Source organism: Mycobacterium sp. SMC-16 (assembly GCF_046250085.1).
GTDB lineage: Bacteria > Actinomycetota > Actinomycetes > Mycobacteriales > Mycobacteriaceae > Mycobacterium > Mycobacterium phocaicum.
The window spans coordinates 5,565,275-5,582,004 of the sequence record NZ_CP176427.1 but is presented as its reverse complement, the minus strand read 5'-3'; the positions used below and the strand labels follow the sequence as shown (position 1 = coordinate 5,582,004).

Annotated in this window: 12 protein-coding genes; 9 read left to right on the top strand and 3 right to left on the bottom strand. The window is 67.7% G+C overall.

Translation table 11 applies throughout. From position 1 onward, the window contains the following. Positions 1-6 precede the first annotated feature (6 nt). The 3 genes from ACJEIK_RS27180 (at position 7) to ACJEIK_RS27170 (ending at position 3,298) form a co-directional block, all read left to right on the top strand. Positions 7-948 carry an alpha/beta hydrolase family esterase gene (locus ACJEIK_RS27180; protein ID WP_409430639.1) on the top strand — a complete coding sequence of 314 codons (942 nt, stop codon included), beginning with the start codon at positions 7-9 and terminating at the stop codon, positions 946-948. A 116-nt stretch (positions 949-1,064) separates the two neighbouring features. Further along, a complete protein-coding gene (locus tag ACJEIK_RS27175) occupies positions 1,065-1,955 on the top strand; it encodes a carbon-nitrogen hydrolase family protein (RefSeq protein WP_409430638.1) in 891 nt (296 codons plus the stop codon). Beyond that, complete coding sequence (locus ACJEIK_RS27170) at positions 1,952-3,298, top strand: APC family permease (protein ID WP_409430637.1); 1,347 nt, start codon at positions 1,952-1,954, stop codon at positions 3,296-3,298. Before ACJEIK_RS27175 ends, ACJEIK_RS27170 begins: the two co-directional genes overlap by 4 nt. On the opposite strand, the gene ACJEIK_RS27165 is transcribed toward ACJEIK_RS27170, so the two are convergent. Together ACJEIK_RS27165 and ACJEIK_RS27160 are read right to left on the bottom strand one after the other, a co-directional pair. Further along, the gene (locus ACJEIK_RS27165) at positions 3,284-4,756 is read right to left on the bottom strand and encodes an NAD(P)-binding protein (RefSeq protein ID WP_409430636.1); all 1,473 of its coding nucleotides are present in this window, start codon (positions 4,754-4,756) and stop codon (positions 3,284-3,286) included. The two genes, ACJEIK_RS27170 and ACJEIK_RS27165, sit on opposite strands and share 15 nt — an antisense overlap. Before the next feature lie 108 nt (positions 4,757-4,864). After that, positions 4,865-5,965 (bottom strand): helix-turn-helix transcriptional regulator, encoded by a 1,101-nt coding sequence (locus ACJEIK_RS27160; RefSeq protein ID WP_162563500.1) that lies wholly within the window; start codon positions 5,963-5,965, stop codon positions 4,865-4,867. Positions 5,966-6,320: 355 nt separating this feature from the next. Here ACJEIK_RS27160 and ACJEIK_RS27155 point away from each other — a divergent pair, with 355 nt between their 5' ends. The 6 genes from ACJEIK_RS27155 to ACJEIK_RS27130 all read left to right on the top strand — a co-directional run bounded on the left by ACJEIK_RS27155 (position 6,321) and on the right by ACJEIK_RS27130 (position 15,019). After that, positions 6,321-8,111, top strand: a complete 1,791-nt coding sequence (locus ACJEIK_RS27155; RefSeq protein WP_267325913.1) for an AAA family ATPase — start codon at positions 6,321-6,323, stop codon at positions 8,109-8,111. Between the two features lie 131 nt (positions 8,112-8,242). Then, positions 8,243-9,076, top strand: coding sequence for a helix-turn-helix transcriptional regulator (locus ACJEIK_RS27150; RefSeq protein ID WP_267325912.1), 834 nt, complete (start codon positions 8,243-8,245; stop codon positions 9,074-9,076). Between the two features lie 69 nt (positions 9,077-9,145). After that, positions 9,146-9,433: a hypothetical protein gene (locus ACJEIK_RS27145; RefSeq protein WP_135357628.1), complete on the top strand. Its 288-nt coding sequence runs from the start codon at positions 9,146-9,148 to the stop codon at positions 9,431-9,433. Positions 9,434-9,495: 62 nt separating this feature from the next. Next, on the top strand, positions 9,496-12,264 hold the full coding sequence (locus tag ACJEIK_RS27140) for a LuxR C-terminal-related transcriptional regulator (protein ID WP_409430635.1): 2,769 nt from the start codon (positions 9,496-9,498) through the stop codon (positions 12,262-12,264). Next, entirely contained in the window at positions 12,261-14,624 is a 2,364-nt protein-coding gene (locus ACJEIK_RS27135) for an AAA family ATPase (protein ID WP_409430634.1), read from the top strand. The genes ACJEIK_RS27140 and ACJEIK_RS27135 overlap by 4 nt, the downstream gene beginning before the upstream one ends. Continuing rightward, a complete protein-coding gene (locus ACJEIK_RS27130; RefSeq protein WP_323848730.1) occupies positions 14,606-15,019 on the top strand; it encodes a helix-turn-helix transcriptional regulator in 414 nt (137 codons plus the stop codon). The genes ACJEIK_RS27135 and ACJEIK_RS27130 overlap by 19 nt, the downstream gene beginning before the upstream one ends. An 18-nt stretch (positions 15,020-15,037) precedes the next feature. On the opposite strand, the gene ACJEIK_RS27125 is transcribed toward ACJEIK_RS27130, so the two are convergent. Further along, a complete protein-coding gene (locus ACJEIK_RS27125) occupies positions 15,038-16,588 on the bottom strand; it encodes a PE-PPE domain-containing protein (RefSeq protein WP_267325910.1) in 1,551 nt (516 codons plus the stop codon). Between the last annotated feature and the right edge of the window lie 142 nt (positions 16,589-16,730).

Genomic DNA, 16,730 nt, shown 5'->3' with positions numbered 1-16,730 from the left:
GGAGGCATGACCCGTTCGCTACAGCGCGTATTCGCCGCCGTGCTGGTGGTTGTGGCGCTGCTCGCGGTCGGCGGCTGCCTCGGCCGGCACTCTGCGATGGGTGCTCCGGGCAATGGCATACCCGTCGGCACCTCGAGCAACTCGCTGCAGGCGGGAGGGCTGACACGGACATTCCGCGTGTACCGCCCGGCCGGGCTCAACGCCGTGAGTCCACTGGTCGTCATGCTGCACGGTGGCTACGGCGACGGCGCGCAGGCCGAGCGCGCCTACAACTGGGACGCCCAGGCCGACACGGGCCGGCTCGTCGTCGCTTATCCCGACGGGATGGATCGTGCGTGGAACGCCGGAACCTGTTGCGGGATACCGAAGAACCGCAACATCGACGACGTCGGGTTCATCACCGCGATGGTGGGCGCGATCGAAGCGCAGCTACCCATCGATCCGGCCCGGGTGTACGTCACAGGGATGTCCAACGGAGCCATGATGGCGCTGCGCCTCGTGTGCCAGACGGACCTGTTCGCCGCCGTCGCCCCGGTCGCGGGAACGCTGCTGACCGACTGTTCGCGGGCCGCGCCGGCCTCGGTGCTGCAGATCCACGGCACCGCCGACGATCGCGTCCCGTTCGACGGCGGGCCGGGCAAGGCCAGAACGGTCACCGGCGCACCCAATGTCGATGGGCCGTCGGTACCCGCGGTGAACGCGACGTGGCGCGGTATCGACGCGTGCGCAGCCCCGGTGACGGCAACCACCGGCACCGTCACGACACAGACGGCCGACTGTCCCGGTGGCCGCACCGTCGAATTGATCAGCGTCGCCGGTGCCGGCCATCAGTGGCCGGGCGGGGTCCCGAGCCCGCTGGCGCAGCGGCTCGGGGACCTGCCGCCACCGTCGACCGCCGTGAATGCGACCGACACCATCTGGCAGTTCTTCGCCGCGCACCATCGCTGAGAACCGCGCGAATAGACGGAATGTCGAATAGCTACCCGCAAAATCCCCACATTGTCCGAGCGGGGCGGCTGTGTCCTGGCGCACACTGGGGCCGTGACGGCCGGCGGTGAGGTGAGATGAGTCGACAGTGGCGGGTTGCGCTCGTCCAGGCCAGCCCCCTGCAGGGTGAGGACCCCGTGGCCGAGCTGGCTGCTGAGCTCGCGGCGATCCTCGCCGAGCGCCCGGACACCCAGATGGTGGTGTTCCCCGAGATTCACCTGCTCGGTGCCAGCGACGGCGCTGCCGATACCGGGTCCTATTTCGATGCGGTCGCCGAGCCACTCACCGGACCACTCGTGCGGGCACTCGGCGCCGTGGCCGTCGACGCCGGCGTCTGGCTGCTGCCCGGCTCGATCGCCGAGCGTGGCGAAGACGGCCGGGTGTACAACACTGCTCTGGTCTTCGATCCCGACGGCCGTCTGGTCTCGTCGTACCGCAAGGTGTTCCCGTGGCGCCCGCACGAGCCGTGGGCGTCCGGTGCCGGTTTCACGGCCTTCGACGTACCCGGCGTCGGCCGGATGGGCGTCAACATCTGCTACGACAGCTGGTTCCCCGAGGCGACTCGGCAGATCGCCTGGCTCGGCGCGGAAGTCGTGTTCAACATCGTCAAGACGACGTCCGACGACCGTGCGCAGGAGCTCGTCCTCGCCCGCGCCAACGCCATCACGAACCAGATCTACTACCTCAGCGTCAACGCCGCCGGGCCACTCGGGCGAGGGCAGAGCATCTACGTCGGTCCGGAGGGTGAGGTGCTCGCGCAGGCGGCACACGCCGAGCCGGAGGTCACGCATCTGACGATCGACCTCGATCAGGTGACCGCCGTGCGGACCCGCGGCACCGCCGGGGTCAACCGGGTGTGGGAGCAGTTGCACGCCGACGACGACCCCATCGAGCTGCCCGCCTACGCCGGTCAGCTGGTGCACCAGCGGTGGCAGCCGCAGCCCGTCAACCCTGAAGGACGCTCATGACCGAAACTGCCCAGCGGCCCGGCGAGGCCGGCCACCTCAACGCGACCCTCGGCCTGGGTGGCGTGACGCTGTTCGGCCTCGCCTACATGGCGCCGATCATCGTCCTGGGCATCTTCGGCGTGATCGCCGAGGCGTCGGCGGGAGCCAGCGCGGGTTCGTATCTGCTGGCCACCGTGGCCATGCTGTTCACGGCCGCGAGCTACGCGAAGATGTCGGTGCACTATCCGGTCGCGGGCTCGTCGTACACGTACGTCCGCAAGGCGCTGGATTCGCGGCTCGGCTTTCTGGTGGGCTGGACGATCCTGCTCGACTACCTGTTCCTGCCGCTGGTGATCTGGTTGATCGGCGCCGCGTACCTGACCGGTGAGTTCCCGTCGGTGCCGGCGTGGGTGTGGATCGTGGCGTTCATCGTCGTGACGACCGCGCTGAACATCATCGGACTCAAGGTGGCGGACAAGGCCAACCTGGTCCTGATGGCGCTGCAGTTCCTGGTGATCGCGCTGTTCATCGGTTTCGCGGTGGCGCACATGGTGTCCCGCCACGGCGGTGGCTCGCTGCTGTCCGTCACCCCGTTCAGCGGCACCGGTGGCTTCCCGGCCATCGCCGCGGGCGCGGCCATCGCGGCATACTCGTTTCTCGGCTTCGACGCCGTCAGCACGCTCACCGAGGACACCAAGAATCCGCAGCGCAACATCCCGCGCGCGATCATGCTGGTCGCCCTCATCGGCGGCGTGGTCTTCGTGACGGTCGCGTACATCCTGACGCTGGTACAGCCCGGAGGTTCGTTCCCGAACGCCGACTCGCTGGCCGCCGACACGGCCCGGACCATCGGTGGCGCGCTGTTCGCCGCGTTCTTCGTGACCGGGCTGATCATCGGTCAGTTCACCTCCGGCCTGGCGGCGCAGGCCAGTGTGTCCCGGTTGCTGTATGCGATGGGCCGAGACTCGGTGCTGCCCAAGAAATTCTTCGGCACGCTGTCGCCGCGGTTCTTCACGCCCGTCTTCAACATCGTGCTGTGCGGGCTCATCGGGCTCGGCGCGGTGTTCCTCAGCGTCGCCACGTCGACGTCGTTCATCAACTTCGGCGCGTTCACGGCCTTCACGTTGGTGAACCTGTCGGTGATCGGCTACTTCGTCCGGCATCGCCACGAGCAACGGCTGAATCCGCTGACGTACGTGGCGATTCCGCTGATCGGTGCGGTCGTGGACGTCTACCTGCTCACCCAACTCGGCAGTGCCGCACTGACTCTCGGGGTGATCTGGATGTCGATCGGCGTGGTGTACCTGCTGGTTCTCACCCGTGGTCTGCGCGTGCCGCCGCCGGAGTTGTCACTGGCTGAGTAGGGGTGCGCTGCTGCGGGCGAGCGGGGCGCAGTGGACGTCGAAGCGCTTGGCGACGGTGTCCAGCGTGCGCTGCAGGTGCGGACGGCGACGGCGGTGGGTGGCCAGGAACTGGGCCATCCCGACGGCTTGTCGCGGGACGGGATACCAGCGCGCCACGTCCAGTCCGCAGTCCCGAAAAACACTGAGGGGCAAGGCGTCTGCGATGAGGCTGAGGTTGTGCACGGCCAGCGTCATCAAGGCGTGGGGGAACACCGCGTTGCATTTGCGGCGCAGGTCGATCATGTCGAGCTCGTAGAGCGGCACCTCGGTGAGCTGGCCGGTGAACATCAGATGCGGCAGGAAGTAGCCCATGTACGTCGTCAGATGCAGGGTTGCCCCGCGTGCGTTCAACGACAACACCCGGCCGCTGGGGGAGGTGTAGGGCTCATACGGTGGTGAGTGCTTCAGCAGATACCCGGTGCAGTTGACGATCCAGCTGTCCGGGTCGATCGCCCGGACCGCGCCGCTGCGGAGCTGCATCTCGGCCCGGCCGTCGCGATCGACGACATCGACCAGATGGTCCATCACGATGTCGCGCAAGCCGGCCGCGATGGCGTCCCGTTCCGCCGTCGACAGCACGCCGAGCAAGAAGTTCCCGGTGCTGGGCGTCACCCAGACGCCACACCGCTCACGCCAGTGGCGAGCCACTTCCTCTTCGTTGGTGCCGTCGAACATCCGGGTCACTTCGTCGGCGAAGGCGTTGAACGTCAAGCCACCCCACCACCGCCTGCCGCCGGTGGGGAACAGCCGGTCGCGGTGCGCGAAGTAGGTTCCCGAACCCGCCAGCAGGTTCACTTCTCGTCCAGGGTGGCGGTTGATCAGCGCGTGCGCGGTGTCCATCGCGGTCTTGCCGCTGCCGATCACCCACACCGGAGCGTCGCTGGCGTCGATGTCGCCGTTGCGCATGTCGCAGTAGTTCGGCGACACCGAGCGGACGCTGGTGCTGGACAGTGGCAGCGGATCGTTCGGCTCGACGTCGGAAGCGATGGCCTTGCTCAGGCGCTTGGCCTCGACCACCATGGTGCGGCCGTCGTCCGACCGGCACTGCACGCGGACGACGCCGTCGGCCTCTTCGTCGGATTGCATTGTCCAGCCGTAGTATTCGTCCACCGTGACGCGCCGCCGCAGCACGTCCAGACAGTGGTCGAAATGTGCCAGCACTTCGTGTTTGGTGGCCAGGTGCGAGGGCTCGGCGCCCAGCGTCCAGCCGATGTTCCCTGCGGTGAAGAACGGGTGTGGCTGGTGCAGTCGCACGTATTCGTAGGTGTCGACCCACATGCCGCCCACGCGCTGCCGACGATCCAGCAGGATGACCCGCTGGCCGGGCGACAGGTACTGCGACGTCGTGAAAAGGGCATTCAGGCCCGCGATCCCCGCCCCGACGATGCAGACGTCACAGCGTTCGACCGCGGCGCTCACGGGTTCAGCCCTGTGGTGTCGAACATGGCGCCCTCCTTGCCCTTTGAAAACGATCCGGCATCGGACGCGGGCTGTACATCGGCCGATTGGCGTATTTGGTTGGTGCCGCTACAGCGATATGGCGAGCAGCGTCCGCACGAGCTCGGCCTGGCGGTGGGTGCCCGTCTTGTCGAAGATGTGTTGAACGTGGGTCCTCACGGTCCCGGCGGACAGGCACATGCTCTCGGCGATGGGTTTGATGCCGTCGCCTTGTATCAGCCTGATGGCCACCGCCGCTTCGGCCGTCGTCAGCCCGTACAGGCGGCGCAGCATCTCGGTGTCCGGCTGCGGGTGCTGTTCGGGATCCAGGATGAGCACCAGCGCCCGTGATTCGGCGAGCGGAGCCGTCACGTGTTGGAACGGCAGGACGTGAATGACGTAGGGGCGCAACCCCGATGGGCGCGGGCACAACAGGGAGGTGCCGCCCCGAACCGATCCGGTCTGTCCGAGTGCGGCGTTGATGCCGTGGCGCAGCGTCGCGTCGGCCGGCGGGTGCGCGAACTCGAAAGAGCCCTCGCGGATGGTCAAGCCGTCGTGGCGGCGGACGATGTTCTCCGCCGCGGTGTTCAGGTATCGCACCGACAGCGCGCAGTCCACGACGGCCATCCCGATGCGGGTGACATTGTCCATCGCCGACGAGATGTTGCGGATCTGGTGGCTGGCCGCGCTGAGGTCGTGCTGGATGCGCAGTGCGCGCTGGAAGTGCGGGACCAGCGCCGTGGCCAGCTGCACCCGTTCGGCGGTGTCGAACGGGTCGGAACGTTTCTCGGTGGCCACCAGCCAGGTGGCGGGCTCAGGTCCGTCCGTCAGCCGGACGAACAGGCCGTCGTCGAGTCGGTGCGGCCGCATCCAGTCCATGCGGAACTCTGCCTTCGGCTGCAGCTCGGCGAGTCCCTGACAGCTGTGCACATACCCGACGGGCCCGTTCTCGACCGCCTCGAGGAGGTAGTCGATGTGGCGGTAGTACTCCGCGTACTCGGCCAGGGCGTCGGTCGGGATGGTGACGCTCTGGGGTGCTCGGCTCACGCCATCGGCCAGCACCAGTGCCGCTCCGCCGGTCGCCTCGAACATGGTGTGGAGTTCGGCCATGGTCGCGGTCCACTGCTCGGGCTGGACCGCGGAATCGTAGATCGAGGAGACTACGCGAGAGAAGTCTTCGACCGTGACCACGGCCGACACTCCCTGCGATGTGTTGCGTTCACGTCTGGCGCCTTTCGCGACGTGATCCCCCCACGAATGGACAGGTGCTGCCGAAATCGTAATTCAAGACCAAAGGTATGTAAAGTGTTGGCTTGGTGATTGCTGAGAGTTGGATCAGCGGCGCCGGCGGTGCGGGCAGATCGCGATTAGCGGGGGATCGCGATCTGTACGTACCGCATTTTCAGGGCTATCCCCAAGCGACTTCACAGCGCATAATCTCCGGTGTGCCGGAAAACCTACGGGTGGCGTTACTGTGATTGATGAAATCAATGGTCATGGCGTTTGTCGGGTTTGCCACCTGACTGCTGGTGGATAGGCCGATCCGATGCCGTCCGAGGTGTTGGGTCGTTCGGCCGAGGCCGAACTCGTCGGCAGTGTTCTCGGTGGCACGGAGCCCGCGGCACTGCTGCTGGACGGTGAAGCCGGCATCGGCAAGACGACGGTGCTGTTGTCGGCGATCGACCGGGCCCGCGAACGGGGATTCACCGTGCTGTTCGCCCGTGCCGCGGTCACCGAATCGGCCCTGGGGTATGCGGCGCTGGCCGATCTGCTCGCCGGTATCGAGCCGGCCGCCCTGGACTTCCTGCCGGCCCCGCAGCGCCGCGCGCTCGATCGCATCCTGCTCCGCGCGCCCGACGACGGTGCCTGCACCGATCCGCGTGCCGTGGCGGCCGCCTTGCTCGCGGTCATCACGCGGTTGTCCGAACGGACGCCGGTACTGGTCGCGCTGGACGATGCGCAGTGGCTGGACACCTCGAGCGTCCACGCGATCGCATTCGCCGCGCGCCGACTCAGCGGGCCCGTCAAGGTGATCGGCACCGTGCGGACTGGCATCGGCGAGGACCAGGCACTGTGGCTGCAGCTGAGCCGGCCCGAAGCGCTGCAACGGATTCGGCTGGGGCCCTTGAGCGTCGGTGCCCTGCACGCGGTGCTGTCGCATCGGCTGCGGCGCTCGTTCTCCCGGCCGACGATGATGCGGATTCACGAAGTGTCCGGCGGTAATCCGTTCTATGCCATCGAATTCGCCCGCGGCCCCGCCGACAACCTGAAGTCCGGTGCACTCCCGCCCACCTTGGCCGAGTTGGTGCGGCAGCGGATCGACGGGTTCGCGGGCGACGTTCGTGAGGCGCTCCTGGCGGTCTCGTGCCTGGGCGCCCCGACCGCGGATCTGGTGGGCCGGGCCCTCGGACTCGACGCCGACGACGTCTTCACCAGGCTTGCCGATGCCGAGGATCGCGGCATCATCGGGGTCGACGGCGATCGCGTTCGATTCAGTCATCCGCTGCTGGCCCACGGGGTCTACAGCACCGCCGCCCCCGCGGCGCGGCGCGAGATGCATTGTCGCCTGGCGACTCTCGTCGAGCACGATGAACTCAAGGCCAAGCACCTGGCGCTGTCCGCCACGCATGGCGACGCCGACATGCTGAGAGCGCTGGACGTGGCCGCGGCAACAGCGCACCGGCGAGGCGCGCCGGCAGCCGCGGCAGAGTTCGTCGAGTTGGCACTCAGCCTCGGCGGCGACACCCTGCAGCGGCGAATCATGCTGGGGGCCTTGCATTTCAGTGCCGGTGATGCAGAACGGGCGCGGAATGTGCTGAGTGCGGTCATGGCTTCGGAGCCGCCGGGCGATGTCGGCGCTCGAGTCTTGTTCCTGCTGGGGCTGTTCACGCTGCAGGACGGCAGCACACGGTGCGCCGCGGACTTTCTCCGGCAGGCGCTCGAAACGATCGAGAACGATCAGGCGCTGCGCGTCGAGATACTGGTGCCACTGGCGTTCGCCGAACTCAATCTCGGCCGGGTCGAGGTGGCCGCGGCGTGGGCTACGGAGGCGGTTGCCGCTGCCGATCGGCTGGACGGCTCGCCGTTGCGCAGCATCGCGCTGGCCATGAAGGTCCTGGTGGGTTTCCTGTCGGGACATGGCATCGACGACGCGGCGATCGGTCGGGCGGTGGAGCTGGCGGACCGGGAGCTGGCGCTCACCTCGTTGATGAATCCCGATGTGTTGCAGGCCCAGCTGCTGGCCGGGTCCGGCCGGCTGCATGCGGCCGGGGAACAGCTCTCCGACATCCGGCGCGAGTACCTCGACCGTGGACAGGAGGGCAGGAGGGCAGGCTGACATTCGTCGACTTCCACCGCGGACTCACCGCCATCTGGCAGGGCCGCTTCGCCGAGGCGGCCCAGATCGCCGATGAGGCGACGCAACGTGCCCACGAACTCGACCGCGACGTGCCGCACGCCGTCGGGCTGATGTTGCGCGCGGCAGTCGCCGCGTACACCGGCAAGGAGCATCACGCTCGAGACGACGCCGCGGCGGCGCTCGACCTCGCATTGGGCTGTGACTCTGCCCTGGTCGCGGTGTGGCCACGGACCACTCTGGGCTTCCTGGAGGTCTCGCTGGGTAACCACGAGAACGCGGTTGCCGCCCTCGAACCGCTGCTGGCATCGGTGGCGGCCGCGCCGCAGGCCACGGAAATCTATGTGACGCCGTTCCTGCCGGATGCCGTCGAGGCGTTGATCCAACTGGGTCGGCACCGCGAGGCCGAGCCGCTGATCGAGGCGTTGGAGAGCAACGGGCGCAGGCTGGACCGACCGTGGATGCTGGCCTGCGGCGGGCGGTGCCGGGCGTTGTTGTTGGCCGAGCGGGGCGATCTGGCAGGCGCGACCGAGGCGGTCGAGCGGGCGCTCGCCGAACATGACCGGCTGCCGATGCCGTTCGAGCGCGCCCGGACCCTGCTCGTTCTGGGGCAGTTGCAGCGGCGCCAGCGGCACCGGACATCGGCCCTGGAGACTGTGCAGCGGGCCGCGGCGGAATTCGAGACGATCGGTGCCGCGTTGTGGGCCGAGCAGTCCCGTCGTGCCGCGGGCCGTATCGATCCGCATGCGCATCCCGATGATCTTCTGACGGCGTCGGAATATGAGATCGCCGAATTGGTGGCCTCGGGGATGAGCAACCGCGAGGTGGGCGCCGCACTGTTCGTGAGTGCCAAGACGGTGGAGGTCCACTTGTCGCGCATCTACCGCAAGTTGGGTATCCGCTCGCGGTCGGAACTGGGCTGGCGCATCGCGCGCCCGCAGACCTGATCGCGCTCCGAGAAAGCGATAGGGAGAACCCTTATATCGCTGGTGCCGCCGATGCCATACGTTGCGTTCATGCTTCCGGTGGAACCGTGCTACCTCGTCGAGTGGTACCACCCGAAATTCTTCGGCTCGACGCTTGCTGAAGCGGCCGCGATGCTCGACGCGGTCGCCGCGTCGCTGTCGACCGGTGCGGCCACCGTGCGGGTGGCCAGCGTGATCTCGGTCCCCAACGACGAGGTGGCCTTCGGCATCTTCGTGGCCGACTCGGCCGACATCGTCACTCGAACGTGCGACCAAGCCGGGTTTCCGGTGCAGCGTGTCAGTGCCGCGAGCGACATCGAGTTCCCGGCCCGCGCATAGTCTCCGTTCGGGTATCCCCAAGGAAATACACAGCGCATAATCGCGGTGTGCTGGGAAAACGCGTGGATGAGTCGCGGGTCATCAGCGAATTCCTGACCTCGGCGCGGTGGCCCGCGGCCCTGCTTTTCGAGGGTGAGGCCGGCATCGGAAAAACGACGCAGTGGTTGTCGGTGATCGATCAGGCGCGAACCCTCGGCGTCCGGGTGTTGCCGGCGCGCACAGCCGCAGCCGAGTCGGCACTGGCGTATGCGTCGCTCGCGGATCTGCTGAGCGGTGTCGACGCGGGGGTGCTCGCCGATTTGCCAGAGCCCCAGCGGATCGCCATGGACCAGGTGCTGTTGCGCGGCGTCGGCGGCGCGGGCGAGGCGACGGATCCGCGGGCGGTGGCCGCGGCTTTTCTGTCTGTTGTCGAACGGCTGGCCGACGAGTCGTTGGTGTTGATCGCGATCGACGACCTGCAGTGGCTGGACAGCTCGAGCCGGCAGGTGGTGGCCCTTGCCGCGCGGCGCCTCACCGGCCGGGTCGCGCTACTCGGTACGGTCCGCACGGACCAGGAAAGCAAGGCTGCCGCCTCGTGGCTGGAGCTGTCCAGGGCCGGCGCGGTGGAGCGCATCGCGTTGGCGCCCTTGAGCATCGGCAAACTGGCCGCCGTGATAGCCGAGCGGCTGGGGCGGACGCTGCCGTGGCCGACGATGGTGCGGATCCACGAGATTTCGGGCGGCAACCCTTTCTACGCGCTGGAATTGGCCCGAACGATCGACGTGCGCGCCGCGGCCGTCGAGATGCCGTTGCCGGGCACACTCGCCGAACTGGTCCAGGCGCGCATCGGCAATACCGGCGCCGGCGCGCGCGAGATATTGCTCGCGATGGCGTGCATTGCGTCATCGACGGTGGAACTCATTGCGCGGGTGACGAATTCGGACGCAGACAGCGTCGTCGAGCTGCTGCGGGATGCCGAAGGTGAGGAGATCGTCGGATTCGACGGTGAGCGCCTTCGGTTCACACACCCGCTGCTGGCTGCGGGTGTCTATGCTGCCGCGACTCCGGCGCAGCGGCGCGCGATGCACCGTCGGTTGGCAGAGGTTGTCGAGGAACCCGAACTGCAGGCCCGCCACCTCGCGCTCTCGGTGACTCGGGGCGATGCGAAGACGTTGCAGGCGCTCGACATCGCCGCGGAGAGCGCGCGCATGCGGGGTGCTCCGGCTGCCGCGGCCGAATTGCTCGAACTGGCAAGCGGACTCGGTGGCGATACCCCCGAGCGCCGGATACGCCAGGCAAGTCAGCTGTTCAACGCCGGCGACGTCGAGCGGGCACGCGTCCTGCTGAATCGGACCCTCGAGGAGGGCGCCGCCGGACCTGTCCGCGCGCAAGCATTGCGCTTGCTGGGCGCCATCGAGATTCTCGATCGAAGCCATCGCGGCGCCGCCGCGCTGTTGCGGCGCGCGCTGGACGAGGCCGGCGACGACCTCGCGTTGCGGGCGCAGATCCTGGTCCCGCTGTCGTTTGCGCTGTACCACTCGGACGATCACTCGGCAGCGGCGGCGGGTTTCGATGCTGCCGTCGACTGCGCGGCACAGCTGGGACGGGGTGATCTCCTGAGCCAGGCGCTGAGCATGCGGACGCTGGTCAAGTTCTGGCTGGGCAGCGGTGTCGACGAGGAGAGCCTCCGGCGCGCAATGGATTTGGACGACCAGAACCCGGCGGTCTCGGTGGTGTATCAGCCGCGGATGCACAATGCGATGCTGTTGGCCTGCACCGGACAGGTCGAAGCCGCACGCGATGAGTTCGGTGCCCTCCGGCGACAATGTCTCGAGCGCGGCGCCGAGAGCGACCACACCTTTGTCGCATTCCATTGCGTGCTCAACGACATCTGGCGTGGCGACTTCACCGCTGCGACCCTCCTGGCCGACGACATCGTGGAGAGGGCGCCGCAACTCGGCGGTACCCATGGCGTCGTGGCCCTGATCATGCGGTCCCACTGCGCCGCGTACTCCGGTAACGAGCTCGAGGCCCGTACCGATTCGGGCGAGGCCATGGTGACGGTTTCGCGATGCGAGTCCAGCTTCTTGACCGCCTGGGCACTCACGGTGCGGGGCTTCCTCGAGGTGTCGCTGGGCAACTACGAAGCCGCCCTGCAGACGCTCGCCCCACTGTTGTCGAGCTTCGGCAAGGTGAGCCAGGCGACGGAGATCCACGTCGCGGCGTGGCTGCCTGACGCGGTCGAGGCGTTGGTCGGGTTGGGTCGATGGGCCGAAGCGGTGCCGTTGGTCGACGCGGTCGAGGCCAATGGGCGACGGTTGGATCGCGCGTGGATGTTGGCGGTGGGCGGCCGGTGTCGTGCGCTGGTGCTGGGTGCCCAGGGCGATCTCGATCGGGCTGTCGAGATGGCTCAGCGTGCGCTCGCCGAACATGATCGGCTACCAATGCCTTTCGAACGGGCACGCACGCTGCTGGTGTTGGGGCAGTTACAGCGTCGTCAACGACACCGCTCCGTAGCGGCGGCCACGCTGCAGAAGTCGTTGGGCGAGTTCGAGAAGCTCGGCACGCCATTGTGGGCCGAGCAGGCTCGCCGTGCCGCCGGCCGGGTGGATCGACGCGCGGACAGTGGCGACACCCTGACGGACGCGGAACGCCGGATCGCCGAGCTGGTGGCGTCGGGGATGAGCAACAGGGAAGTGGGCGCCAAACTGTTCGTCAGCGCCAAGACCGTGGAGGTGCACCTGTCCCGGATCTATCAGAAGCTCGGCATCCGTTCGCGGTCAGAACTGGGCTGGCGTATTGCCCGGCCCGGGGTGAGCCGAGGACGAGCCGGCGTCGAGGAAATCCGGTGAAGCCCGCCGGCGTCGTCGGCCGCGCCGAGGAGTCCGGTGCCATCGCCGAGTTCCTGACCGCGTCACGTTGGCCTGCCGCCCTGGTTCTGGAGGGTGAGGCCGGCATCGGAAAAACGACGCAGTGGTTGTCGGTGATCGATCAGGCACGAGCCCTGGGGATTCGGGTGCTGGCGGCGCGTACGGCTGCGACGGAATCGGTGTTGGCGTACGCGTCGCTTGCCGATCTGCTGGGTGACGTCGAGGCGGCGGTGTTGGCGGATCTGCCCGTCCCGCAGCGGACGGCGATGGATCGGGTGCTGCTGCGTGGGACAGGCGACGATGACGAGGCAACGGATCCCCGGGCTGTCGCGGCCGGCTTCGTGTCGGTTGTCGAGCGGCTGGCTGACGAGTCGCCCGTGATCATCGCGATCGACGATCTGCAATGGCTCGATACCTCGAGCCGGCAGGTGGTGGCGTTCGCCGCGCGGCGGCTAGTGGGGCGGGTCGCCCTGCTCGGCACCGTGCGCACCGAACCGCAGCACACTGCCGCGGTGTCGTGGCTCCAGTTGCCGAGAGTCGATGCAGTTGACCGAATCCGGTTGCAGCCCTTGAGTCTTGGAAAGTTGCACGGCGTGCTCGTCGACCGGCTCGGGCTGAGTCTGCCGCGGCCCACCATGGTCCGGATTCACGAGATTTCGGGCGGCAACCCGTTCTATGCCCTGGAGCTGGCCCGGACGACCGGTGGCGCGGCACCGCCCGGTGAGATGTCATGGCCGGGCACACTGGCCGAGTTGGTCCAGGACAGGATCGGCAGATTCGGCGCCGACGCGCGCGAAGCGCTGTTGGTGGTGGCGTGCGCCGCCACTCCGACGATCGAACTCGTGGCCCGCGTGACGGATTCGACAACGGACAGCGTCGTGGCGCTGTTGGAGGATGCCGAGAGCAATGGGATCGTCGGGATCGACGGGCAGTGGATTCACTTCGCGCACCCGCTGTTGGCGGCAGGGGTCTACGCCGCCGCAACTCCGGCGCAACGGCGCACGACGCATCGCCGGCTGGCCGGGGCCATCGACGATCCCGAGTTGCACGCTCGTCATCTTGCGCTCTCGGTGACCCAGGGTGATCGGCACACGCTGCAGGCTCTGGACATCGCCGCGGGGAGAGCACTGGTCCGTGGTGCGCCGGCCGCCGCGGCCGAATTGCTGGATTTGGCAGCCGGACTCGGCGGCGACACCCCGGAGCGCCGGATACGTCAGGCGGGCCATCTTTTCAGCGCCGGTGATGCCGAGCGGGCCAGAACGCTGCTCATCCGCACGGTCGCCGAAGAATCACCTGGTTCGATTCGAGCGCAGGCACTCAGTCTGCTCGGCGCCATCGAAATACTCGATCGAAGTCACAGCGGCGCGGCTCATTACCTCGAGCGTGGTCTCGATGCTGCTGCCGATGATCTGGCGTTACGGGTACAGATCCTGGTGCCGATGTCGTTCGCGCTCTACAACACCGGCGATCTTCCGGCCGCGGCACGCCGGAGTGCAGAGGCTGTGGCGTGCGCTGCGGAGCTGGGGCGCCCAGGCCTGTCGAGTCAGGCGCTGAGCATGCACAGCATGGTGCAGTTCTGGCTCGGGGGTGGTGTCGATGACGAAAGTCGGCGGCGGGCAACCGAACTGGATGACGGGTGCGCTGTCTCGGTCGTGTACGAGCCGGCCATGCACGCCGCCATGCTGCTGTCGTGCACTGGGCAGTTGGACGCTGCCCGCGATGAATTCCTTCGTCTCAGAAGAACTGTTCTCGAAAGCGGTGCGGAGAGCGATCACAATTTCGTCGCGTTCCACACGGTGCTCAACGACCTCTGGCGGGGTGATGTCACCCGGGCGACCCTGTTGGCGGAGGACGCCGTAGAGCAGGGCAAGCACGGCGGGCTCCTCGACCGCGCCGCGGCGCAGATCATGCGCGGCTACTGCGCCGCGTACGCCGGCAGCGACGATGTGACACGTCGTGAACTCGGCGAGGTCTTGGCGGCTGTGCCACGATCGGAGTGCCGCATCCTGATCGATTGGGCGACTACGGCTCTCGGCTTCCTCGAGGTCTCCGCAGGAAATTACGGCGCGGCGCTGGAGGCGCTCGCCCCGGCGCTGGCCACTTTCGGTGCGCAACCTCTGGCGACCGAGATCTACGTCGCGGCGTGGTTACCGGATGCGATTGAGGCGTTGATCGGGCTGAACCGGCTGCCCGAGGCGGAGCCCTTGGTCGAGGCCCTGGAGGCCAACGGTCGCCGGCTGGACCGGGCGTGGATGCTGGCGGTCGGCTGTCGGTCCCGGGCTCTGCTGCTGGGCGCCCAGGGTCACGTCGACCAAGCGGTCGAGTGGCCGAGCAAGCACTGATCGAACACGACCGGCTGCCAATGCCTTTCGAGCGGGCGCGCACCGTGCTGGTGTTGGGGCAATTGCAGCGTCGCCAACGCCGACGGGCCGTCGCGGTGGCCACGCTGCAGGAGGCGCTGGCGGCGTTCGAGGCGCTCGGCACGCCGCTGTGGGCCGAGCAGGCGCGTCGTGCGCTGGGGCGCATCGACGAGCGTTCCGATCGAGGTGCGGTGCTGACGGCGTCGGAGCGCCGCATCGCCGAGCTGGTGGCCTCGGGGATGAGCAACCGTGAAGTGGCCGCGAAGTTGTTCGTCAGCGCCAAGACGGTGGAGGTCCACCTGTCCCGGATCTACCGGAAGCTGGGTATCCGTTCGCGGGCGGAACTGGGCTGGCGCATCACCCGTCCAGCGCCCTGATGATGTCCTGATCGCGACTCAGGCCACGGCGTGGCTGGACTCGTTCTTGGCGGTGTCCTTGGGTCCCGCCTTGGGGCCCGTCTCAGACCCGGCCTTCGGGCCGTCCTTGGGGGCGCCGGCGTCGGGCGTGGGCGTGTTCTTCTTTTTCTTCGGCTTGGTGACCTTCACCGGCGGTGCGTCGGGGTCGGTCTTGGGTTTGGTCGCCTTGACCGGCGGGGCATCCGGATCTGCCTGGGGCTTGGCCGATTTCGGCTCCGGCTCGCCCGAGACCGGCTTCTGCTCGGCATCGGTGGTCGGCGTCGCGGCGGGCGCTTGCGCCGGTTCGCCCTTGGCGTCGGACTTCGGCTCGTTCTGCACGTCGGTCTTGGTGTCGGTCTTCACGTCGGTCTTGGTATCCGTCTCGTCGACCTTGGTGTTCGCCGCCGGCTTGTCCTCGACGGTCGCCGCCACCGGCGACGGGGCGGCGGTCTTCTTGTCCGAGGCAGCCAGGGTCGTCACGGGCGGTGAGGCGGCCGGTGTCGCCGCCAGGGCCGGCAGATGCAGTTCGGACCGGATGTCGTCGACGAAGTTGTCGGCGCCTTCCTGCAGCGCGCCCGGGATCGCATTGAGCGTCTCGATGATCTTCGACAGCGGAGTGAACAACGAGAACGGCGTCTTCTTTTCCGGATGCAGGTTGTCGCGGTCGGTGTAGCCCATGTCGACCAGCACCCGCAGCAGCGGCTCGACGGCGTCCAGCAGCGGTTTGACCAACGGCGTCAAGCCGATGGCGCCGGCACCGATGCGCAGTGGCACCAGCAGCGGCAGATCGGGCGTCTTGATGAACACGTAGGTGTCCGTCCCGCCTGCGCCGTTGTCGGGCACGACCGTGACGATCGCGGGCGTGGTGCCGGGGATGTACGAGTCGTAGTACGCGTCGGGGTGGGCGTACATCACGCCGAGCAGGCTGTTGGCCAACGACAGCGGGTTGAAATACGCCGGGAAGTCGGCGTAGGGGTCGTATTCACGGGTGTAGAACGTGGTGTCATACGGCGACGGCGCGGACGGGCCCTGGTTGTTGACGATGAAGGGCACGTTCATGCCGGGGAACCGCTCGAAGATGCCACCGTTGCCGGCGAAGGGCGAGCCGATCATCACGAACGACAGTTGCGACGGTGCGGGGCCGGTGCCATTGGCCAGCAGTCGGCGTTTGGCCCACTCGGCGCCCAGACTGCCTTCCGAATAGCCGGCGACGATCAGCTGCTCACCCGGCCGGGATGTGATGGCGTTGTACACCTTCGGTCCGGAGACGGTCGTGCTCGCCGACAGCTGGATCGACGCCGGGTAGTCGATGGGCAGGTATGTGTAGCCGGGCGGCACCACGGTGTGATTGAGCTTGGCCGGAATGTTGGCCGACGTCGGGTCGCCCCGGCCGCCGATGCCGATCACCGTGTTCATCAGGCCGACGACGAAGCTCGACGTGATGTTGGTGGCCGGACTCACGAGCAGTGCACAGCACAGTGCGACCAACAGGAAGACGCGTGGCATTCCGCGAACGGCAGGACTGGTGGCCGGCAACATCTGCACTGACATCGACGCTCCCCCGACTAGGCGTGAACCGGACGCTACTCCCGCGACCAGGCCTTTAGATGGGAATTTGCAACTTCCCCCGGAACAGAAAACGGGTGGTGTTCCGATAATCCGGAACACCACCCGTGTCTCTCGTGAGTGCCTG

Coding starts and splice junctions, on each gene's coding strand:
- ACJEIK_RS27180 (WP_409430639.1), top strand. CDS start 7: ATGACCCGTTCGCTACAGCGCGTATTCGCCGCCGTGCTGGTGGTTGTG.
- ACJEIK_RS27150 (WP_267325912.1), top strand. CDS start 8,243: ATGTTGCGCGCGGCAGTCGCCGCGTACACCGGCAAGGAGCATCACGCT.
- ACJEIK_RS27175 (WP_409430638.1), top strand. CDS start 1,065: ATGAGTCGACAGTGGCGGGTTGCGCTCGTCCAGGCCAGCCCCCTGCAG.
- ACJEIK_RS27145 (WP_135357628.1), top strand. CDS start 9,146: ATGCTTCCGGTGGAACCGTGCTACCTCGTCGAGTGGTACCACCCGAAA.
- ACJEIK_RS27155 (WP_267325913.1), top strand. CDS start 6,321: ATGCCGTCCGAGGTGTTGGGTCGTTCGGCCGAGGCCGAACTCGTCGGC.
- ACJEIK_RS27170 (WP_409430637.1), top strand. CDS start 1,952: ATGACCGAAACTGCCCAGCGGCCCGGCGAGGCCGGCCACCTCAACGCG.
- ACJEIK_RS27125 (WP_267325910.1), bottom strand. CDS start 16,588: ATGTCAGTGCAGATGTTGCCGGCCACCAGTCCTGCCGTTCGCGGAATG.